General features: G+C 68.9%; 21 protein-coding genes and 1 pseudogene. 12 read left to right on the forward strand and 10 right to left on the reverse strand.

Annotated elements, in window-relative coordinates; all coding sequences use genetic code 11:
- Nucleotides 1–14: 14 nt before the first annotated feature.
- On the reverse strand, nucleotides 15–233 hold the full coding sequence (locus RUMESO_RS16460; protein ID WP_037281659.1) for a YdcH family protein: 219 nt from the start codon (nucleotides 231–233) through the stop codon (nucleotides 15–17).
- 155 nt (nucleotides 234–388) lie between these two features.
- Here RUMESO_RS16460 and RUMESO_RS16465 point away from each other — a divergent pair, with 155 nt between their 5' ends.
- The 3 genes from RUMESO_RS16465 (at nucleotide 389) to RUMESO_RS16475 (ending at nucleotide 1,676) form a co-directional block, all read left to right on the forward strand.
- A complete protein-coding gene (locus RUMESO_RS16465) occupies nucleotides 389–811 on the forward strand; it encodes an Hsp20 family protein (protein ID WP_037281660.1) in 423 nt (140 codons plus the stop codon).
- A complete protein-coding gene (locus tag RUMESO_RS16470; RefSeq protein WP_082484158.1) occupies nucleotides 808–1,053 on the forward strand; it encodes a DUF1150 family protein in 246 nt (81 codons plus the stop codon). Before RUMESO_RS16465 ends, RUMESO_RS16470 begins: the two co-directional genes overlap by 4 nt.
- 89 nt (nucleotides 1,054–1,142) lie before the next feature.
- On the forward strand, nucleotides 1,143–1,676 hold the full coding sequence (locus RUMESO_RS16475; protein ID WP_051521410.1) for a cytochrome b: 534 nt from the start codon (nucleotides 1,143–1,145) through the stop codon (nucleotides 1,674–1,676).
- A gap of 12 nt (nucleotides 1,677–1,688) precedes the next feature.
- Here RUMESO_RS16475 and RUMESO_RS16480 read toward each other — a convergent pair.
- Nucleotides 1,689–3,429: pseudogene (locus tag RUMESO_RS16480) on the reverse strand (bifunctional sulfate adenylyltransferase/adenylylsulfate kinase).
- A 170-nt stretch (nucleotides 3,430–3,599) separates the two neighbouring features.
- Complete coding sequence (gene trxB, locus RUMESO_RS16485) at nucleotides 3,600–4,595, reverse strand: thioredoxin-disulfide reductase (RefSeq protein WP_051521411.1); 996 nt, start codon at nucleotides 4,593–4,595, stop codon at nucleotides 3,600–3,602.
- Between the two features lie 152 nt (nucleotides 4,596–4,747).
- On the opposite strand from trxB, the gene RUMESO_RS16490 reads away from it, so the two are divergent.
- A complete protein-coding gene (locus RUMESO_RS16490) occupies nucleotides 4,748–5,218 on the forward strand; it encodes an Lrp/AsnC family transcriptional regulator (protein ID WP_037281661.1) in 471 nt (156 codons plus the stop codon).
- Here RUMESO_RS16490 and pgeF read toward each other — a convergent pair.
- Genes pgeF through lgt form a run of 3 tightly spaced genes read right to left on the reverse strand, consistent with a single transcriptional unit; the run spans nucleotide 5,215 to nucleotide 7,918 of the window.
- Entirely contained in the window at nucleotides 5,215–5,973 is a 759-nt protein-coding gene (gene pgeF / locus RUMESO_RS16495; protein ID WP_037281662.1) for a peptidoglycan editing factor PgeF, read from the reverse strand. The genes RUMESO_RS16490 and pgeF overlap by 4 nt on opposite strands.
- On the reverse strand, nucleotides 5,970–7,028 hold the full coding sequence (locus tag RUMESO_RS16500) for a class I SAM-dependent methyltransferase (RefSeq protein WP_037281663.1): 1,059 nt from the start codon (nucleotides 7,026–7,028) through the stop codon (nucleotides 5,970–5,972). The genes pgeF and RUMESO_RS16500 overlap by 4 nt, the downstream gene beginning before the upstream one ends.
- Nucleotides 7,025–7,918: a prolipoprotein diacylglyceryl transferase gene (gene lgt, locus RUMESO_RS16505; protein ID WP_037281664.1), complete on the reverse strand. Its 894-nt coding sequence runs from the start codon at nucleotides 7,916–7,918 to the stop codon at nucleotides 7,025–7,027. The genes RUMESO_RS16500 and lgt overlap by 4 nt, the downstream gene beginning before the upstream one ends.
- Before the next feature lie 96 nt (nucleotides 7,919–8,014).
- On the opposite strand from lgt, the gene RUMESO_RS16510 reads away from it, so the two are divergent.
- From RUMESO_RS16510 to RUMESO_RS16530, 5 genes are all read left to right on the forward strand, one after another.
- On the forward strand, nucleotides 8,015–8,317 hold the full coding sequence (locus tag RUMESO_RS16510; protein ID WP_051521412.1) for an accessory factor UbiK family protein: 303 nt from the start codon (nucleotides 8,015–8,017) through the stop codon (nucleotides 8,315–8,317).
- A gap of 186 nt (nucleotides 8,318–8,503) precedes the next feature.
- The gene (locus tag RUMESO_RS16515) at nucleotides 8,504–9,007 is read left to right on the forward strand and encodes a type III secretion system chaperone family protein (protein ID WP_037281665.1); all 504 of its coding nucleotides are present in this window, start codon (nucleotides 8,504–8,506) and stop codon (nucleotides 9,005–9,007) included.
- Between the two features lie 50 nt (nucleotides 9,008–9,057).
- Nucleotides 9,058–9,873 (forward strand): pyrroline-5-carboxylate reductase, encoded by an 816-nt coding sequence (proC, locus tag RUMESO_RS16520; protein ID WP_037281666.1) that lies wholly within the window; start codon nucleotides 9,058–9,060, stop codon nucleotides 9,871–9,873.
- A complete protein-coding gene (locus RUMESO_RS16525; protein WP_037281668.1) occupies nucleotides 9,870–10,211 on the forward strand; it encodes a tRNA-binding protein in 342 nt (113 codons plus the stop codon). The genes proC and RUMESO_RS16525 overlap by 4 nt, the downstream gene beginning before the upstream one ends.
- Nucleotides 10,208–11,155, forward strand: a complete 948-nt coding sequence (locus tag RUMESO_RS16530; RefSeq protein ID WP_037281669.1) for a 2-hydroxyacid dehydrogenase — start codon at nucleotides 10,208–10,210, stop codon at nucleotides 11,153–11,155. Before RUMESO_RS16525 ends, RUMESO_RS16530 begins: the two co-directional genes overlap by 4 nt.
- 61 nt (nucleotides 11,156–11,216) lie before the next feature.
- On the opposite strand, the gene RUMESO_RS16535 is transcribed toward RUMESO_RS16530, so the two are convergent.
- From RUMESO_RS16535 to RUMESO_RS16545, 3 genes are all read right to left on the reverse strand, one after another.
- A complete protein-coding gene (locus RUMESO_RS16535) occupies nucleotides 11,217–11,798 on the reverse strand; it encodes a thymidine kinase (protein ID WP_037281670.1) in 582 nt (193 codons plus the stop codon).
- A gap of 967 nt (nucleotides 11,799–12,765) precedes the next feature.
- The gene (locus RUMESO_RS16540; RefSeq protein ID WP_245639311.1) at nucleotides 12,766–13,443 is read right to left on the reverse strand and encodes an IS630 family transposase; all 678 of its coding nucleotides are present in this window, start codon (nucleotides 13,441–13,443) and stop codon (nucleotides 12,766–12,768) included.
- Nucleotides 13,338–13,835, reverse strand: coding sequence for a helix-turn-helix domain-containing protein (locus tag RUMESO_RS16545; RefSeq protein WP_211262904.1), 498 nt, complete (start codon nucleotides 13,833–13,835; stop codon nucleotides 13,338–13,340). Before RUMESO_RS16545 ends, RUMESO_RS16540 begins: the two co-directional genes overlap by 106 nt.
- Between RUMESO_RS16545 and RUMESO_RS24405 the strand changes: the two genes are divergently transcribed.
- Nucleotides 13,812–14,765, forward strand: coding sequence for a putative phage abortive infection protein (locus RUMESO_RS24405; RefSeq protein WP_211262905.1), 954 nt, complete (start codon nucleotides 13,812–13,814; stop codon nucleotides 14,763–14,765). The two genes, RUMESO_RS16545 and RUMESO_RS24405, sit on opposite strands and share 24 nt — an antisense overlap.
- On the opposite strand, the gene carB is transcribed toward RUMESO_RS24405, so the two are convergent.
- On the reverse strand, nucleotides 14,766–18,095 hold the full coding sequence (gene carB / locus RUMESO_RS16550; RefSeq protein WP_037281674.1) for a carbamoyl-phosphate synthase large subunit: 3,330 nt from the start codon (nucleotides 18,093–18,095) through the stop codon (nucleotides 14,766–14,768).
- A 299-nt stretch (nucleotides 18,096–18,394) separates the two neighbouring features.
- Here carB and RUMESO_RS28615 point away from each other — a divergent pair, with 299 nt between their 5' ends.
- Together RUMESO_RS28615 and RUMESO_RS16560 are read left to right on the forward strand one after the other, a co-directional pair.
- On the forward strand, nucleotides 18,395–18,508 hold the full coding sequence (locus RUMESO_RS28615; protein ID WP_245639308.1) for a GlsB/YeaQ/YmgE family stress response membrane protein: 114 nt from the start codon (nucleotides 18,395–18,397) through the stop codon (nucleotides 18,506–18,508).
- A gap of 33 nt (nucleotides 18,509–18,541) precedes the next feature.
- Nucleotides 18,542–19,072 (forward strand): YidB family protein, encoded by a 531-nt coding sequence (locus RUMESO_RS16560; protein ID WP_082484162.1) that lies wholly within the window; start codon nucleotides 18,542–18,544, stop codon nucleotides 19,070–19,072.
- Nucleotides 19,073–19,092 lie beyond the last annotated feature (20 nt).

Consider the following 19,092-nt stretch of genomic DNA (forward strand, 5'->3'; position numbering starts at 1 on the left):
TCCGACAAGGGCCATCAGGCGATGATGTCCGGGAGAAGCCGGTCCTCGATCAGGCGGATGCGGTCCTTGAGGACGAGCTTTTCCTTCTTCTTGCGGCGGATCGTCAGCATGTCCCGCGATCCCTCCTCCTCGAGGGCGCGGATCGCGTCGTCGAGCTCGCGGTGCTCGGTCTTGAGAACCTCGAGCTCGACGCGCAGGACCTCGATCTCATCCATGGCGGTGGGGATGTTCATTCCGTCCTCGTCAGGTCGCCGAACCTTAGCCTCTCGACGCCGCCGCGCCTAGCCCCGCAGGGGTTGCCTGTGCCTTCGCCGCCCCCCATATTCACTTCAAGCGGTCGCCATAAGGGGCCGCAAGACGGTCGCTTTCGCGCAAAGGACGTGTCGCAATGACCAAACTCACCTTGGGGACGCATCCCTACCTGCTGGGCTTCGAGCAGCTCGAACGCCTGGTGGAACGGACGGCCAAGACCGGCAACGACGGCTACCCCCCCTACAACATCGAGCAGACCTCGGACCGCTCCTATCGGATCACGCTGGCGGTGGCCGGCTTCCGGGAGGAGGACCTTTCGATCACGGTCGAGGATCGGCAGCTCGTGATCCGGGGGCGGCAGTCGGATGACGGCCAGGACCGCGTCTTTCTTCACCGGGGGATCGCGGCGCGCCAATTCCAGCGGAGCTTTGTGCTGGCCGAAGGCGTTGATGTGGGTGAGGCGGTGATGGAGAACGGACTCCTTCATGTCGACCTGACCCGCCATGTCCCCGAGACGGTCGTGCAGACCGTCCGCATCAAGAGGAGTGGGGTCAAGTGAACCGACCTTATGAAACGCACCGGCCCGGGCCGGACCTCGCGGCGCTCGGCGCCGAATTCGTGTACGTCAAGCCGGTCGCCGTGTCGTCGCTGCCCGAGAACCTGCGCGAGCAGGCCGGGGAGCTGGAGACGATCTTCGCCGTCCACGACGCCGAGGGGCAGCAGCTCGCCCTCGTGGCGGACCGCAACCTCGCCTTCGTGCTGGCCCGCCAGTACGACCGGGTGCCGGTCACGGTCCACTGAGCCGCGGCGGCGAGGGGATTGACCTCCCCTCCCGCCGTCACAGCTTCCTCCGGCAACGCCCTTTGGGCCCTCGTGACCGGAGCTGAGGCATGACGACGACACCGACCTCGCCGACCGAGCGCGCCGCTCATGCGCGGCACGGCTACTCCTCCACCCAAATCGCGGTTCACTGGCTCGTGGCGGCCCTCGTGATCGTCAATTGGCTCCTCGGCGACGGCATGTCCGACGTGTTCCGAGCCGTGGAGGAGGGTCAGGCCGTCAATAACATCGGCCCCGCCTATATCCACATCGCCATTGGCGTGACGGTCCTGCTCCTGATGCTGTTCCGTCTGATGGCCCGCATCAGGCGGCCGGTGCAGACCGACCCCGACGATCCGCACCGCATCCTGGCGGTCCTGGGGGCGATCAACCATTGGGCGTTCTACGCCCTGCTCATCCTGATCCCGGTGGGTGGGGCCATCGCCTGGTTCGGCAGGTCGGAAGAGGCTGGGGACCTTCATGAGCTCCTGGTGAACGTCACCCTGGTCCTCGTGCTGATCCACGTGGCCGCGGCGCTGTTCCACCAGTTCGTGCTGAGGGACGGCCTGATCCGGCGGATGCTGAGGCCGACTGGAGGAACCTGATCCCGACGCCGATCACCGGACAAGGAAAGGGGGCCTTGCGGCCCCCTTCGCGTCACTGACCCTTGATGAGCCCATCCCCTCGAGCTTCAGGAGCACCTGATGCGCGCAGGTGTCCACGTCGAGGCCCTCGGTGTCCACCCTGAGCTCGGGTTTCTCCGGCACGTCGTAGGGTCGGAGATGCCGGTGAACTCCTTGATCTTGCCTTCGCGGGCCAGCTTGTAGAGGCCCTTGCGGTCGCGCCGCTCGCATTCCTCCAAGGGGGTTGCGACGTGCACCTCGATGAAGGCGCCGAAGGCCTCGATCATCTCGCGCACCTCGCGCGGGTGGCCGCATAGGGGGCGATGGGCGCGCAGATCGCGATGCCGCCGTTCTTGGTGATCTCGGAGGCGACGTAGCCGATCCGCTTGATGTTGATGTCCCGGTGCTCCTTGGAGAAGCCGAGCTCGGACGACAGGTGCTTGCGCACCACGTCGCCGTCGAGCAGCGTCACCGGGCGGCCGCCCATCTCCATGAGCTTGACCATCAGGGCGTTGGCGATGGTGCTCTTGCCCGAGCCCGAGAAGCCCGTGAAGAACACCGTGAAGCCCTGCTTGGACCGCTCGGGCGAGGTCTTGCGGAGCTGCTCCACGACCTCGGGGAAGGAGAACCAGTCGGGGATTTCCAGCCCCTCGCGCAGGCGGCGGCGCAGCTCGGTCCCGGAGATGTTGAGGACGGTCGAGCCTTCGGGGACCTCGTCCTCGGGGAAGTACTGGGCCTTCTCCTGGACGTAGACCATCTGCTTGAAGGGCACGACCTCGATGCCGATCTCCTCGGCGTGCTTCTTCACCAGCTCCTGCGCGGCGTAGGGGTGGTAGAAGTCCTTGCCCTGGGAGTTCTTGCCGGGGCCGGCGTGATCGCGGCCGACGATGAAGTGCGTGAGGCCGTGGTTCTTGCGGATGATCGCGTGCCAGACCGCCTCGCGCGGGCCGCCCATCCGCATGGCGAGGTTGAGGAGCGACAGGTGCGTCGTCGCCGCCGGATACTTGCCCAGCACCGCCTCGTAGCAACGGACGCGGGTGAAGTGGTCCACGTCGCCGGGCTTGGTCATGCCCACGACCGGGTGGATCAACAGGTTCGCCTGCGCCTCGCGCGCGGCGCGGAAGGTCAGTTCCTGGTGGGCGCGGTGGAGCGGGTTCCGGGTCTGGAACGCCACGATCCGGCGCCAGCCGAGCTTGCGGAAGTAGGCCCGGAGCTCGTTCGGGGTGTCGCGGCGGCCGCGGAAATCGTAGTGCACGGGCGGCGTCAGGCCGGTGACGGGGCCGCCCAGATAGACCTTGCCCGCCTTGTTGTGCAGGTAGTTGACCGCCGGGTGCGCCACGTCGTCGGCGCCGAAGACGCCCTCGGCCTCGCGCGACTTGTTGGGGACCCACTTGTCGGTGACGGTCATGGTGGCGAGGATCACGCCCTCCTGGTCGCGCAGCGCGATGTCCTGGCCGGGCTCGATCTTCTCGGCGAAGGCCTCGGACACGTCGAGCGTGATCGGCATGGGCCAGAGCGTGCCGTCGGCGAGACGCATATCATCCACGACCGAGTTGTAGTCGGCCTGCGGGAGAAAGCCCTTCAACGGATAGAAGCCGCCGTTCATCAGCAGCTCGAGGTCGCAGATCTGGCGCGGCGTGAGGTCGTGGCTGAGGAGGCTCCCGGCCTCGTGCTTCAGCTTCTGCGCGGAGTCGGCCGAGACGTAGAGCTCGGGGATGGGGCCGAGATTGTGCATCGGGAAGGGGCTCGATTCGGAACCGGGGGCAGAGGAGTCCAGCATTCGGAAGCGGCTTTCGACTTGGGACGGAAGGGATAAGCTTCGCCCCCGTAGACCCGGCGGGCCGGGGCTGCAAGGCTGGAATCCCTCCGGGACCGCGAAAGCGGGCCGGGCGAGGCCCAAGGGAATCAGTAGTGCGAGAAGGCCGGGCTCGGGTCCTTGGTCGTGTTCAGCGTCTCGCCGATGTGGGAGGCCGGCTGAGCGGCAAGCCAGCGCTCCGCGTCCAGCGCGGCCATGCAGCCCATCCCGGCGCTGGTGACGGCCTGCCGATAGACGTGGTCGGTCAGGTCGCCGGCGGCGAAGACGCCCGGCACCGAGGTGTGGGTGCTGCCCGACTCGACCTTGACGTAGCCGCCGTTGTGCAGCTCGAGCTGGCCTTGGACCAGTTCCGAGGCGGGGGCATGGCCGATGGCGACGAAGAAGCCTGTGGCGGGGACGACCTGGGTCGCGCCGGTGGCGACGTCGCGGATGCGGACGCCGGTGACGCCCTGGTCGCCCAGCACCTCCTCGACCTCGTGGTTCCAGATCACGGCGATCTTGGGATGCTTGAAGAGGCGGTCCTGCAGGATCTTCTCGGCGCGGAGACTGTCGCGGCGGTGGACCAGGGTCACCTTGGTGGCGAAGTTGGTCAGGAACAGAGCCTCCTCGACGGCGGTGTTGCCGCCACCGACCACGACGATCTCCTGTCCGCGGTAGAAGAAGCCGTCGCAGGTCGCGCAGGCGGAGACGCCGAAGCCCTTGTACTTCTCCTCGGACGGGATGCCGAGCCACTTGGCCCGTGCGCCGGTGGCGAGGATGACCGCGTCGGCGAGCCAGGCTTGGCCGCTGTCGGTCTCGGCCCGGAAGGGACGGCGGGAGAGGTCGAGGCGGGTCACGAGGTCGGTCACGATCTCGGCGCCCATCTCTCGGGCATGGGCCTCCATCCGCACCATGAGGTCGGGCCCCTGGACGGAGAGATCGCCGGGCCAGTTCTCGACCTCGGTCGTGGTGGTGAGCTGGCCGCCGGGCTCCATCCCCTGGATCAGCACCGGGGCGAGCATGGCGCGCGCGGCATAGACGGCGGCCGTGTAGCCGGCGGGCCCGGAGCCCACGATCAGAAGCCGGACGTGGCGCGGATCGGCCATGGTGCATCTCCCTGGAGTCGTGACGACTGGATATAGCGTGCCGCGCGGTGGTTCGGAACCCTCGGGCCGTGCAAGGCGGCCTTGCCGGCGCGCGAAACATAATTGCGTGGCCCCGGGGGCACGGGTAGGTTCGGCGCGGAGGGGGAGGACTCATGCCCGGGCAGAGGCTCGACAGCATCGACCGGCGCATCCTGGCCTTGCTCCAGGCCGAGGGCCGCATGACCAACGTGGAGCTCGCGAGGCGGGTCGGCATCTCGCCGCCGCCCTGCCTGCGGCGCGTGCGGGCCTTGGAGGAGGCGGGCTACATCCGGGGCTATCATGCGGATCTCGATCCCGAGAGGCTGGGCTTCGGGGTGCGGGTCTTCGCGTCCGTCCGGCTCAAGAGCCAGGCCGAGGCTGACCTGAGGGCCTTCGAGACGCTCGCGCAGGGCTGGCCCTATGTCCGCGAGTGCCACATGCTGAACGGCGAGGTGGACTTCATCCTCAAATGCGCGGCGCCGGACCTGGGGGCGTTCCAGCGCTTCCTGACGGAGTCGCTGACGCCCGCGCCCAACGTGGCGAGCGTCAAGACCAGCCTCGTGATCCGCAGCGGCAAGGACGAGCCCGGCGTGCCGGTCGACTAGAGGCGGATCGCGGCGATGAGACGGCCGTAGTCGGCCTCGCGCTGGTGGACCGATCGGCGGTAGCTGAAGAAGCGCTGCGGGTCCGAATAGGTGCAGTGGCGGGTCCACGAGGCCTCGCCCGCGCCGGCCCGCCGGAGGCGCTGGAGGCCGTAGCCCGGCAGGTCGAAGTGGAGCCGGTCGGCCTGCCCATTGGCGAAGTAGCGGGCGGCCTTCGGGTCCTCGGAGAGGATCGTGTCCATGAACTCGGGCCCGACCTCGTAGGCGCGCTGGCTGATCGTCGGCCCGATGACGGCGACGATGCGGGCCCGCTCGGCTCCCAGCCGCTCCATGGCGTCGACGGTCGCCTCGAGGATGCCGTTCAAGGTCCCTTTCCAGCCCGCGTGAGCGGCGCCGATGACCTTGGCCGCGGCGTCCGCGAAGAGCACCGGCTGGCAGTCGGCGGTCAGCACGGAGAGCGCGAGGCCAGGGACCCTGGTCACCATGGCGTCGGCCCGGGGCTTGGGCCCCTCGCAGATGTGGTCCACCACGATCACGTCGGCTGAGTGGACCTGGTGGACGCCGAGCAACGCCTCGGGCGCGACGCCCATGGCATCGGCCACGCGGGCGCGGTTGATGGTGACGGCCTCGGCCTGGTCGGTCGAGCCCTGGCCGCAGTTGAGCCCCTGGAACACCCCCGACGAGGCGCCCCCCGCGCGGCCGAAGAATCCATGCCTCAGGGGGTCGAGGTCGGGGGAGGTGATGATGTCGAGGCTCAATCGGCGAATCCGGGCGGTGGAGGGACGGCGGCTGGATGCACGCCCATGACCTTGAAGAGCGTTCCCATTTCGTCGGGGTGGGTCAAGCGGCGATGAGCGGCGACATGGGCGGCGAGCCGCTCGCCCGAAAGGGCGCGGGCCAGGACCTGCGCGCGGGGAGTGATGCCGAGGCGTTCGAGGAAGGCGCCCTGCGTGGTCGTCGGGGTCACGGCGGCGGGCGCGGCGGCCTGGGCCAGGGCCTCGAAATCCACATGGGCCGTCAGGTCGGCCTCGCCCGGAGCCTCCAGCGGGTCGGCGTAGGCGTGGCGTCGGACGGCTTGGAAGCTGTCGCCCGTCAGGTGCCACCCGCCGTAGTCCACGAGGAGCGCCGTGCCGCCATGGGTGGCGATCCGGCGCCCGACCTCGCCCATGATGCCGGGAAGGGCGGGACAGACCTCGATCACGTCGCCGTCCCGCGTGTCGGTCAGGCGGTCGGCCAGAGCGGGAACGGCGGCCGGAGGGGCGAGGCCCCAGGCGAGCCGGCCCTCGGCGAGGCCGACCACCCGTTCGGCCCAGAGACGACCCTGCCGCACGAACTGGCGGATGGGGAGGGCGTCGAAGAACTCGTTGGCGAGGAGGAACAGGGGCCCCTCGGGGAGGTCGGCCACGGAGTCGTGCCATGTCGCCTGCGGCACGCGCCTGCGCTGCTCCTCGCGCAGGGTGGGTGACGCCTCGATGAAGTGAACCGTGGCGGCCTCGGCGAGGCCCGGCACCTTGGCGGTCGCGCGCAGGACATCCGCCATGAGGGTCCCTCGGCCGGGGCCGAGCTCCGCGAGGACGATGGAACCGGGCGCGCCCTGGTCGAGCCAGGACTGGGCGAGCGCGAGGCCCAGGAGCTCTCCGAACATCTGGCTGATCTCCGGCGCGGTGGTGAAGTCGCCGGCGGCGCCCAGGGGATCGCGGGTCGCGTAGTAGCCATGGTCCGGGTGCAGGAGGCTCTCGGTCATGTAGTCGGCCACCGTCAGCGGCCCTGTCGCCGCGATCCGCTGGGCCAGGAGACGGGCGAGAGGGGTCACGCCCGGACGAGCCTTGGGCGGCGGGCCCAGAGGATCAGCAGCACCCCCGCAAGCAGGAGCGGGATCGTGAGCGTCTGCCCCATGGTCAGGCCCCAGCCGTTCCAGTGGAGCGCGAGGCCCAGGGGGTTCCCGGGCGAGACGAACTGCGCGTCGGGCTGGCGGACGAACTCCACGAGGAAGCGCGAGACGCCGTAGCCTAGGAGGAAGGTGCCGGTCAGCAGCCAGGGCCGCCTGAGCGCGCCGCCCCGGAAGGCCAGGACGATCAGGAGCACCCCGAGGAGCAGGCCCTCCAGCCCCGCCTCGTAGAGCTGGGAGGGGTGGCGGAAGCAGGTGCCGACGACGCCGGGGCAGTCCTGCGCGGCCTCGCCCGGGAAGGTCACGCCCCAGGGGAGCGAGGTCGGCCGTCCCCAGAGCTCGGCGTTGATGAAGTTGGCGATGCGGCCGAGCAGGATCGCGGGCGGGGAGGCCAAGGCGATGGCGTCGGCGACGCCGCCCAGGGGCAGCCCTTCGCGCCAGGAGAAGATCGTGATGGCGAGGAGGACGCCGATCAGGCCGCCGTGGAAGGCCATCCCGCCCTCCCAGAGGGCCGGGATCTCCCAGGGGTGCTGAAGGTAGTGGACCGGGCGGTAGAGCAGCACGTAGCCGAGCCGCCCGCCGGCGATGATCCCGATGATGATCCAGGTCAGCAGCGCCTCGAGCTGGGGCGGCGTCATGGGGGACGTGCCTCCGGCCCAGAGGTGGGGGCGCTTCAGGGCCGCGACGCTGATGCGCCAGCCGATCAGGATGCCGACGATGTAGGCCAGCGCGTACCAGCGGAGCGCGAGGTGGAAGCCGAAGACCGTGACCGAAAAGGCCTCGGGCGAGATGTCGGGGAACGGGATGCCGGTCATGGCGCCTTTCCTGCGGAGGGGCCGTGGCGCTGTCAACCTTGCGTGGGTGTCGCGGTCCGACCATATCAGCGGGCATCACAGCCCGGAGGCGGCACTATGCAGACCAAGAACAAGATCCTCGACGACATCTCGCAGATCATGAACAGCGCCATGGGCGTGGCGCAGGGGGCGCGGGACGAGGCGCAGAATGCGCTCCGCTCCGTCGTGGATCGGATGCTGGCCGACCGGAACCTCGTCAACCGCGAGGAGTTCGAGGCGGTCCGCGCCATGGTCCAGAAGGCCCGGGAGGAGAACGACGCGCTGCACGCCCGGCTCGCCGCCCTGGAAGGGCAACTGCGGGGTTCCGCGGCTGTCTCGGCGGACGAGCGCTCCTCGGGGCCGACGACGCCCAGCCTTTGACCGCCGGGGTGTCGCAGGCGGATCGTCCCTGTGGATGTTCTCGTTTGTCCCCAAGAAAGAGCTTTACAGACTCGCTGGCAGGCCCACCATGTCTAGTAGGGCTCGGAGGCAAGCCCACCGAGCCCTGGAGCAGGCAAATGCGACCGAGGGGACGAACCCATCGGCGCTGACCATAGGGGGCCGCGCATGACCGTTTCCGAGACCTTCCTGGACGAGGGCGAAATCCACCCCATCGACGTGGTGGAAACGATCGCCACGCATTACGATTGGGATTTCGACCGCGTGGCCGAGAACCAGATCGCGATGACGCTCGAAGGCCAGTGGCGCTCCTATGCCCTCACCCTGGCCTGGTCGCCGTCCGACGAGACGCTTCGCCTGCTCTGCACCTACGAGCTCGACCCGCCGGCGGATCGCCTGCCGGCGCTCTACGAGCTGCTGAACCGCATGAACGACCTCTGCTGGGCCGGGTCCTTCACCTGGTGGGGCGAGGAGAAGATGATGGTCTTCCGCTACGGCCTCGTGCTGGCGGGGGACCAGGTCGCCTCGCCGGAGCAGATCGACACCATGATCCATGCCGCACTGATGAGCGCCGAGCGGTTCTATCCGGCCGTGCAGCTCGCCATCTGGGGCGGGCGGGAGCCGGCGGCGGCCATGGATATCGCCATCGCGGAGGCCTACGGGCGCGCTTGAAGCGCGTGGAACGTCCCCCTAGGGTCGCGCCGACCTTTTAGGGGGACGGCATGGCACTGGACGAAGTGGCGGCGCGGGGGCTCGTGCTCCTGGGCTGCGGGAAGATGGGATCGGCGCTGCTGAGGGGCTGGCTCGACCGGGGCCTTCCGCCGGGTGCGGTCCATGTGATCGAGCCCCGGCCTTCGGAGTGGCTGCAGGGGACCGGAGTGGCGCTGAACGTGCCGCTGCCTGAGGCGCCGGCGGTGGCGCTGGTCGCCGTCAAGCCACAGATGATGGGCGAGGCGCTGCCTGCGATGACCTCGCTCGGCGGCGGGCGGACGCTGGTGGTGTCCATCGCGGCCGGGACGCCGCTGAGGGCCTTCGAGGCGGCGTTCGGGGCGGGGACGCCGGTCGTGCGCGCGATGCCGAACACGCCGGCGGCCGTCGGCAAGGGGATCACGGCGATCATCGGGAATGCCGAGGCCTCCGAAGCGCATCTGGCGCTGGCCGAGTCGCTGCTGTCGGCGGTGGGCGAGGTGGTGCGGCTGGAGAGCGAAGGGCAGTTGGACGCGGTGACAGGCGTCTCAGGGTCGGGGCCGGCCTATGTGTTCCACCTGATCGAGGCGCTCGCGGCGGCTGGCGAGGCCGAGGGGCTTGCGCCGGAGCTGTCGCTGCGGCTCGCTCGGACGACCGTGGCCGGGGCAGGGGCTCTCGCGCAGGAGACCGGGACGGACCCGGCGCAGCTCCGGCGCGACGTGACATCGCCCAACGGGACGACCCAAGCGGGGCTCGGGGTGCTCATGGACGAGCAGGTCGGCCTGGGTCAACTGATCCGCCGGACGGTGCGGGCGGCGGCCGCGCGGAGCGAGGAGCTGGGACGCGGATGACGGACGAGATCAGCTTCGACGACTTCCTGCGGGTGGACGTCCGGGTCGGGCGGATCGTCCGGGCGGAGCCCTATCCCGAGGCGCGGAATCCTGCGGTCAAGCTCTGGATCGATTTCGGGCCCGGGATCGGCGAGAAGCGGTCCTCGGCCCAGATCACGGTGCACTACGCGCCGGAGACGCTGGTCGGGCAGGAGGTGCTGGCGGTGGTGAACTTCCCGCCACGGCAGATCGGCCGCTTCGTGTCCGAGGTGCTGGTCCTCGGCCTCCCCGACGAGAACGGCGCCGTGGTGCTGGTGCAGCCGGGGCGCGAGGTGCCGGTGGGCGGGAGGCTCCATTGAGGCTGCTGGTCACCCGGAGGCTTCCGCCCGCCAACATGGCCTTTGCGGCGGAGCGGTTCGACACGGTGTTCCGCGACGGGGACCGGGGTCTCACGCCCGAGGAGGCGGGTGCGGCTCTCCGGGAATATGACGCGATCCTGCCGACGCTGGGGGACCGGTTCGCCGCCTCCGCCTTCGACGGCGGGCCGTTCCGGTGCCGTATCCTCGCGAACTTCGGCGTGGGGGTGAACCACATCGACGTGGCGGCGGCCAAGGCGGCGGGGCTGGTCGTGGCCAACACGCCGGGCGCGGTGACGGACGCGACGGCGGACATCGCGATGGCGCTGATCCTGATGACGGCGCGGCGGCTGGGCGAGGGGGAGCGGATGCTCCGGGCCGGGCGCTGGACCGGGTGGGAGCCCACGCAGATGCTGGGGACCCATGTGACCGGCCTGACGGTCGGGATCGTCGGCATGGGGCGGATCGGGCAGGCCGTGGCGCGGCGATGCCACTTCGGGTTCGGGATGGAGGTCGCCTACTTCAACCGCTCGCCCAAGGCGGTGGAGGTGCCGGCGCGGCAGGTGGGGTCGCTGGACGAGCTGATGCGGCTCGCGGATGTCGTGGTCGTCGCGGTGCCGGGCGGGGCGGAGACGCGGGGGCTGATCGGGGTCGCGGAGCTGGCGGCGATGAGGCCCACCGGGTTCCTCGTCAACGTCGCGCGGGGGGACGTGGTGGTGGAGGATGCGCTGGTCGCGGCGCTGGAGGCGGGGCGGATCGCGGGGGCGGGGCTCGACGTCTATGCGCGGGAGCCGGAGGTGCCGGCGCGGCTGCGTGCCTTGGAGAACGTCGTGCTGCTGCCGCATCTGGGGACGGCGACGCTGAGAGTGCGCGAGGCGATGGGGCGGATGGCGCTCGACAACCTCGTGGCCTTCGCGGAGGGGCGAGCGGTGCCGAACCCGGTCTAGTCAGGCACCCCGGGGGCGCTGCCCCCGGACCCCCGGGATATTTGGAGCCAAGGAATAGGGCTCAGCGGTCCCCGACCGCCGCGCGCCAGTGACGGCGGCAGAGGCTCTCGTAACGCTCGTTGCCGCCGATCTCGACCTGGGCGCCTTGGGTCAGGACCGAGCCGTCGGGGCCGCGGCGGACGACCATCGTCGCCTTGCGGCCGCAGAAGCAGATCGTCCGGACCTCTCGCATCTCGTCGGCGAGCGCCAGGAGCGCGGCGGAGCCGGGGAAGAGCTCGCCCCGGAAGTCCACGCGCAGGCCGTAGGCCATCACCGGCACGTCCAGGTCGTCGACGACGCGGGCGAGCTGCCAGACCTGGGTCGCGCTCAGGAACTGGGCCTCGTCGATGAAGATGCAGGCGCAGGGGCCTTGGGCGAGGCGGGCGCCGATCCTGGCGAAGAGGTCGTCGGCGGGGCCGTAGGTGTCGGCCTCGGCCTCGATGCCGATGCGGCTCTGGATGCGGCCCAGGCCCGCGCGGTCGTCGAGCCGCGCGGTGAGGAGGTAGGTCGCCATGCCCCGTTCGTTGTAGTTGTAGCTCGCCTGGAGGAGCAGCGTGCTCTTGCCGGCGTTCATGGTCGAGTAGTGGAAGTGGAGCTTGGCCATGCGCGGGGGAGTAGCGGGGGAGAAAGGGGGAGTCGAGCCGTCACCGGCGGCGCGTGGATGACCACGCCGCAGGTCGCGCCCGACGGCCTGCTCGGCCGGGGTTCCGAGGCCCGGTCGCGGCAGGAAGCGCGTGCTCGACGCGCGGCGGCTGGGTCTTTGCGGGGTCCGCTCCCCCTCCCAGTCAGGCGGCGCACGACGGACCTGTGGGTCCCGCCTGTCAAAGAGCTCTTGCCCAGGGGTGCGCGCCCGGGGCCATGGACGGACTATGGGTGGGAGCCCGTGCGGGGGCTGTTCATCCAAGGCGCCCCGCACGGGGGAGCGGCTTTCAGATGCCCCCGGGAACACCTCTCCGGCCTGCACCCGTGCGGGTGGTCTCTGGTCCGGGAGGATCGGCCGGGGGTGCCGCTCCTGATCTCGTGGCAGGGAGAGTGCCGGGGGCGGGTTAACGAGAGGTGAACGGGGCGTTCGGTGGGGGGAGGGGGCGACGCAACACTCCGGGATTAAGCGACTGATGTGGCTCAGAAACGCTGTTGGAGATGGTGTTGCGTCGCCCCCGTGGGGTGGGGTTTCATAGCACTGCGAATCGGCCCCGCCAGGAGCCGTCCGACGATGGTGGGGTCGATTCCCGCCCCGGACCCAGAGCGGGCCGTGAGGTGGTTGGAGCGACGACCGTAGGGGGGTGGAGCCCGCCTCGGCGGGCGCAACCCACGTGGCCGGCGCTTCCGTTCATGCGTTGTGAGAGGGTCGGGCCGGGGACTGGCCCGGCGCTCGGGGGTGCATGCGGCCGTAGCGCAGGAGATCGAGACGGAGTAGAGCGGAGGTCGGCGGACACGCAGAGGCTCGCGGAGGCGCTCGACGTGTTAGTGGATGATTTGGTTTCAGGTGCTTGCCAACGCACCTCTGCCTGTTAGGTCTGCGTATGAAGAGAAATAATTTCTGGTACAGTCTAACTGGTTCATCCGGCAAGTCAGGCTGCTTTTGGCGGCAGAGCGATCCCGGGCTGGCGTCGTGGCTGGTGCCGGCGCCGCCGGCCCCAGACGAACGGATGCCGGTGATCGTTCCAGTAGACTGTTGCCCGCTCCACCGCTTGCGCGATCTCCTCCCAGCTTTCAAACCGCCGGCCCTTCAGCGCCAGGGAGCGCAGCACCTTCCACCACGGCTCGATCAGGTTGAGGTAGGCTGCGTACTTCGGCTGGAAAACCATCTCCCAGCGCGGATGCGTCAGCAGGAACAGCAGCACGTCCGTGGCGCGATGCGTGCTCAGGTTGTCGACGATCGCGTAGATCCGCTCGGTCTCGGCCGGTAGCCAGAGTTCGACCTCCTCCAAGAACGCCACCCAACTGACGGTGCTGCGCCCGAGATAGGGCCGGGTGAAGGCTTCGCCCGTGGCCGGTTGGAAAGCGCCAAAGATGTAACCTTTGCCGCGCCGACCGTAATCGATCTCCAGCTTGGCGCGTCCGGGACGGTCCTGCGTCTCGACCACGGCTTGACCGGGGTAGGTCTTGGCGCTCTCCGGGCCCATCTCGTCGAGGCAGACGACTAGGCTGCCTTCGGGCGGCGTGGTGTAGAGCGTCTCGATTCGCCCCTTTTTTCGGCGAAGGCGGGATCGACCCGCTCGCCGAACCAGGTCTCGTGCCGGCGCCAGCGCAAACCCTCGGCCAGGAGGATCTCGTCGATCCGGCTGCGCTTGATCGCAATCCCCTCCTGCTCGTTGAGATAGGCAGCCAGCCGGTCCAGCGTCCACGACGCAAACGGCAGATCCAGCGTCTTGGGGTCGGTGAGCGCGGTGGCGATCACGGTGGCGACCTGCTCGGGCGCATAGGTCGGCGGCCGGCCGGTGCGGCCTCGGTCCGCCAGACCGTCTAGGCCAGCGACCTGGAAGCGGTGGATCCAGACGCGCACGGTATGGGCGGCAAGGCCAAGCTGCGCAGCAATGCGCGCGACGTCTTCGCCCCGGCTAGCGTGCCAGATGATGCGGGCCCGTTCGACCTGCCGAGCGGGGGCCGTCCGCGAATGGGCCAGCCGCTCGATCGCCACCTGCTCCGCATCCGCCAACGCACGCAGTCGCAACTGTCGCATGGCCTCTCTCCAGCAAAGCACCGCTCACTGTACCATGACTTGCCGGATGAACCACTAACTGGTTCTTTCACAATTGGACTCTTAATTTTCATTATCTGGGCTGTATGGCCATTTCTACTCGGGTTCCTGTTTCCTTGGGAGGACATCAACCCAGGAACCTCTGGCGATATGTTCGGGAGCTTGACCGCTCTTTTTTCCGGGCTCGCATTTGCTGGTTTGATTTCAACTCTGCTGATGCAGAGTCGTGAACTCCAGCTGCAACGAGATGAACTCACCCAGACGCGCGAGGTGTTCTCTGTCCAGAGATTCGAGACCACTCTCTTTGGACTGCTGAGACTACTGAACGACCATGTTGCATCCATAGAGGTAGACTCAACTGGCTGGGTTCGTCCCGGTGCTTCGAAGGAGGACAGCAGAGTCGGCCGCCTCGCTCTCGAAGTTATGGCAGAACGGCTCCCCACTCAGTTTGAAAGGCAAACCGAACGCGACAACGTAACTGGAAGACCTAAGGTCGTTGGCCAGACGCAACGAACCTTGGAACAAATAGTGGACAGCTACGAGAAAATCTATAGAGAGCGATTCGAGATCGCGTTAGGCCCATACTTCCGTTTGCTTTATAATATATTTCGACTGATCGAAGAGGCAAAACTATCTGAGCTCGAGCCTGAAAACCGTGCTGCGAAGAACGAATATGGGCGTATCGTTCGTGCTCAGTTGTCGTCCTCCGAGGTCAAGTTGCTGATGTTCAATGGGGCATCGACTTATGGTGTTAAGTTCAAACCATGGATCATCAAGTATTCGCTCCTGAAGCACCTGCCGTCGCTCGACAGACAGAATTGCGCAACCGTTTGTTCGGATTTTCCACCTCAGGCATTTGGCGAGCACTAATCACGCCTGCAAGCTCCTCACCCCCACTTCCCCTTCCTCCCGCGCCCGGATCGCCAGCGCGGCTGCGTGAGCCCCCGCCGCCGTCGTGAAATACGGGATGCGCTCGCTCAGGGCCGCCGCGCGAATGTCGCGGGAGTCGCTCACGGCCTGGGTGCCCTCGGTGGTGTTCATCACCAGGGCGACGTGGCCGTCCTTGAGGCGGTCCACGATGGTCAGGCCGCCCTCGTAGACCTTGTTCACCACCTCGGCCTCGATGCCGGCGTCGTTGAGCCAGGCGGCGGTGCCGCGCGTGGCCAGGAGCTTGAAGCCGAGGGTCGAGAGGATGCGGGCGGCGTCCAGCATCTCGCGGCCCTTGTCGGCGTCGCGGATGGAGACGAAGACCGCCCCCTCGCGCGGGAGCTGGACGCCGGCGCCCATCTGGGCCTTGAGGAAGGCGCGCTCGAAGCTGCGGTCCCAGCCCATGACCTCGCCGGTGGAGCGCATCTCGGGGCCGAGGATGGTGTCCACGCCGGGGAAGCGGGCGAAGGGGAGCACGGCCTCCTTGACCGAGAACCACGGCATCTCTGGGTCCACGAGGGTCATGGGGTCGGCGTAGGGGAGCGGGGTGTCGTAGCTCGCGTTCGGGTACGGCTCGCGCAGGGGGAAGGCGTCGAGCGTCTCGCCGGCCATGAGGCGGGCGGCGATGCTGGCGATGGCGGAGTCGGTGGCCTTGGCGACGAAGGGGACCGTGCGGCTGGCGCGGGGGTTCACCTCGAGGAGGTACACGTCGCCGTCCTTGACCGCGAACTGCACGTTCATGAGGCCCACGACGTGGAGCGCGAGGGCGAGGGATTCGGTCTGGCGGCGGATCTCCCCGATGATCCCGGGCGCGAGGGTGTGGGGCGGCAGGCAGCAGGCGGAGTCGCCGGAGTGGACGCCGGCCTCCTCGATGTGCTGCATGATGCCGGCGACGTGGACCCGGGTGCCGTCGCAGAGGGCGTCGACGTCGACCTCGGTGGCGCCGGAGAGGTAGGAGTCGAGGAGGACGGGGGAGTCGCCGGAGACGTGCACGGCCTCGCGGATGTAGCGGTCCAGTTGGGCCTGGTCGCGGACGATCTCCATGGCGCGGCCGCCGAGGACATAGCTCGGGCGGATCACGAGGGGGAAGCCGATGCGCTCGGCGATGGCGAAGGCCTGGTCGGGCGAGGAGGCGATGCCGTTGACGGGCTGCTTGAGGCCCAGGCGCTCCACGAGCTGCTGGAACCTCTCCCGGTCCTCGGCGAGGTCGATGGCGTCGGGGGTGGTGCCGAGGATGGGGATGCCCGCCTCCTCCAGCGCGTTGGCGAGCTTGAGGGGGGTCTGGCCGCCGAACTGGACGATGACGCCGTGGAGGGTGCCGGCCTCCTGCTCGACGCGGAGGATCTCCATGACGTGCTCGAAGGTCACGGGCTCGAAGTAGAGGCGGTCGGAGGTGTCGTAGTCGGTGGAGACCGTCTCGGGGTTGCAGTTGACCATGATGGTCTCGTAGCCGGCCTTGGAGAGCGCGAAGCAGGCGTGGCAGCAGCAGTAGTCGAACTCGATCCCCTGGCCGATGCGGTTGGGGCCGCCGCCGAGGATGACGACCTTCTTGGCGTCGGAGGGGCGAGCCTCGTCCTCGACCTCGCCCATCGCGGGGGCTTCGTAGGTCGAGTACATGTAGGGGGTCTGGGCCTCGAACTCGGCGCCGCAGGTGTCGATGCGCTTGAAGACGGCGGTGACGCCGAGGCGCAGGCGGGCGCGGCGGACCTGGCCCTCGTCCCGGCCGGTGAGCCTGGCGAGGCGGGCGTCGGTGAAGCCCATCATCTTGAGGTCGCGAAGGCCGGATTCGGTGACGGGGAGGCCGTCGCGCTTGATGCAGGATTCGGCGTCCACGATCTCGCGGATGCGGGCGAGGAACCAGGGGTCGTACTTGGTGACGGCGTTGATCTCGTCGTCCGAGAGGCCGTGGCGCATGGCCTGGGCGATGGTGCGGAGGCGGTCGGGGGTGGCCTTGGAGAGGGCGCCGACGATGGCGGACTTCTCGGGCGCGCCGGGGATCTGGACCTCGTCGAAGCCGGTGAGGCCGGTCTCCATGGAGGCGAGGGCCTTCTGGACGGATTCGTGGAAGGTGCGGCCGATGGCCATGGCCTCGCCCACCGACTTCATGGCGGTGGTCAGCTCGGGCTTGGCGCCGGGGAACTTCTCGAAGGCGAAGCGGGGAATCTTGGTGACGACGTAGTCGATGGTGGGCTCGAAGGACGCCGGGGTGACCTTGGTGATGTCGTTGTCGAGCTCGTCGAGCGTGTAGCCGATGGCGAGCTTGGCCGCGACCTTGGCGATGGGGAAGCCGGTGGCCTTCGACGCCAGCGCCGAGGAGCGGGAGACGCGCGGGTTCATCTCGATCACGACCATGCGGCCGTCGGCGGGGTTGATGGCCCACTGGACGTTGGAGCCGCCGGTCTCGACGCCGATCTCGCGCAGGACGGCGATGGAGCCGTTCCGCATCTCCTGATATTCCTTGTCGGTCAGCGTCAGCGCGGGCGCGACGGTGATCGAGTCGCCGGTGTGGACGCCCATCGGGTCCACGTTCTCGATGGAGCAGACGATGATGGCGTTGTCCGCGCGATCGCGGACGACCTCCATCTCGAACTCCTTCCAGCCGAGGAGGGATTCATCGACCAGAATCTGCCCGACTGGCGAAGCGTCCATGCCGGTGCGGCAGAGGTGCTCGTATTCCGCGCGGTTGTAGGCGACGCCGCCGCCGGTGCCGCCCAGCGTGAAGGCGGGGCGGATGATGGCGGGGAGGCCAATGTGCTCAAGGGCTTCCATGGCGAGGCGCAGGCCTTCCTTGAGGTCGCGCTTGCCGTTCCCGCCCTTGGGGGCGGTGATGATCTCGGCCTTGGGGTTCTCGATGCCGATGCGGTCCATCGCCTCGCGGAAGAGCTTGCGGTCCTCGGCCATCTCGATGGCCTCGCGCTTGGCGCCGATGAGCTCCACGCCGAACCTCTCCAGCACGCCCATGTCGGCCAGCGCGAGCGAGGTGTTCAGGCCGGTCTGGCCGCCCATGGTGGGGAGGAGCGCGTCGGGGCGCTCGGCCTCGATGATCTTGGCGACGACCTCGGGGGTGATGGGCTCGATGTAGGTGGCGTCGGCCATCTCGGGGTCGGTCATGATCGTGGCGGGGTTCGAGTTGACCAGGATGACCCGGTACCCTTCCTCGCGCAGGGCCTTGCAGGCCTGGGCGCCGGAGTAGTCGAACTCGCAGGCCTGCCCGATGACGATGGGGCCCGCGCCGATGATCATGATGCTCTTGATGTCGGTCCGCTTCGGCATTTGTCCCCACCCCTCGCGCAAATTGACGGCGCTTATACGCGGGACGACCGGGGCCGCAAGGCCGCTTCCCCTCCCGTCCCGGAACCGTAGGGCGAAGACCGGGTTGTGCCGCAGCGACGGCGCGCTCCGCCGCCGCCGGCCACGAGAGGGGAGCAACCATATGGGATTCATCTGGACCATCATCATCGGCCTGATCGCCGGCATCCTCGCCAAGCTGATCCATCCGGGGCGCAACGAGCCGCAGGGCTTCGTGCTGACGGCGATCCTCGGGATCGTGGGGGCCCTTCGTCGCGACCTGGTTGGGGCAGGCGCTGGGCTGGTACGGGCCCAACGAGGGCGCGGGGCTGATCGGCGCCACGGTGGGGGCGATCATCGTCCTCGTCATCTGGGGCGCGCTGGCGAAGCGCACCTGACGTCTTCAACGTCCAACAGGAAAGGCCATCGACATGGCACGCAGCGGATTTCCCTCGATGACGGCGCTTCTCGGCCTGCTGGCCGTGGCGGGCTACCAGAACCGGGACAAGATCCAGGGCTGGCTGAACCAGCAGCGGCAGGGCGGCATGGGCGGCCCCGGTGGGCAGATGAGCGGCCAGATGGGCGGCTTCGGCGGCCAGATGGGCGGGCAGACCGCAGGGATGCCCGGGGGCCTGGGCGGGCTGCTCGGCGGCCTTATGGGCGGTGGCGCCTCGGGCGGGCTGGGCGGACTCCTCGGCGGCGGGCTGGGGGAGCTGAACCAGCAGATGCGCCGGAACGGGCGGGGCGACGTGATGGATTCCTGGGTCGGCACCGGCCAGAACCGTCAGGTCGAGCCGCATGACCTCGAGGCGGCGCTGGGACCCGACGTGCTGGACGACCTGACCGAGGCCACGGGCCTGTCGCGGCAGGAGGTCCTGAGCCGGCTCTCGCGCGAGCTGCCCCAGGCGGTGGACCAATACACGCCGCAGGGCCGGCTGCCCGAGCCGCACGAGTTCGGCTGAACGACGAAGGGCCGGGGCGA

The sequence above is a fragment of the Rubellimicrobium mesophilum DSM 19309 genome (assembly GCF_000600335.2).
In the GTDB taxonomy this organism is placed as follows: Bacteria; Pseudomonadota; Alphaproteobacteria; order Rhodobacterales; family Rhodobacteraceae; genus Rubellimicrobium; species Rubellimicrobium mesophilum.

Excerpts from the sequence above, each read along its gene's own strand:
- RUMESO_RS16460 (WP_037281659.1), bottom strand. The coding sequence starts at position 233 with ATGAACATCCCCACCGCCATGGATGAGATCGAGGTCCTGCGCGTCGAG.
- RUMESO_RS16465 (WP_037281660.1), top strand. The coding sequence starts at position 389 with ATGACCAAACTCACCTTGGGGACGCATCCCTACCTGCTGGGCTTCGAG.
- RUMESO_RS16475 (WP_051521410.1), top strand. The coding sequence starts at position 1,143 with ATGACGACGACACCGACCTCGCCGACCGAGCGCGCCGCTCATGCGCGG.
- trxB (WP_051521411.1), bottom strand. The coding sequence starts at position 4,595 with ATGGCCGATCCGCGCCACGTCCGGCTTCTGATCGTGGGCTCCGGGCCC.
- RUMESO_RS16490 (WP_037281661.1), top strand. The coding sequence starts at position 4,748 with ATGCCCGGGCAGAGGCTCGACAGCATCGACCGGCGCATCCTGGCCTTG.
- lgt (WP_037281664.1), bottom strand. The coding sequence starts at position 7,918 with ATGACCGGCATCCCGTTCCCCGACATCTCGCCCGAGGCCTTTTCGGTC.
- RUMESO_RS16510 (WP_051521412.1), top strand. The coding sequence starts at position 8,015 with ATGCAGACCAAGAACAAGATCCTCGACGACATCTCGCAGATCATGAAC.
- RUMESO_RS16515 (WP_037281665.1), top strand. The coding sequence starts at position 8,504 with ATGACCGTTTCCGAGACCTTCCTGGACGAGGGCGAAATCCACCCCATC.
- proC (WP_037281666.1), top strand. The coding sequence starts at position 9,058 with ATGGCACTGGACGAAGTGGCGGCGCGGGGGCTCGTGCTCCTGGGCTGC.
- RUMESO_RS16525 (WP_037281668.1), top strand. The coding sequence starts at position 9,870 with ATGACGGACGAGATCAGCTTCGACGACTTCCTGCGGGTGGACGTCCGG.
- RUMESO_RS16535 (WP_037281670.1), bottom strand. The coding sequence starts at position 11,798 with ATGGCCAAGCTCCACTTCCACTACTCGACCATGAACGCCGGCAAGAGC.
- RUMESO_RS24405 (WP_211262905.1), top strand. The coding sequence starts at position 13,812 with ATGGGCCAGCCGCTCGATCGCCACCTGCTCCGCATCCGCCAACGCACG.
- carB (WP_037281674.1), bottom strand. The coding sequence starts at position 18,095 with ATGCCGAAGCGGACCGACATCAAGAGCATCATGATCATCGGCGCGGGC.
- RUMESO_RS16560 (WP_082484162.1), top strand. The coding sequence starts at position 18,542 with ATGGCACGCAGCGGATTTCCCTCGATGACGGCGCTTCTCGGCCTGCTG.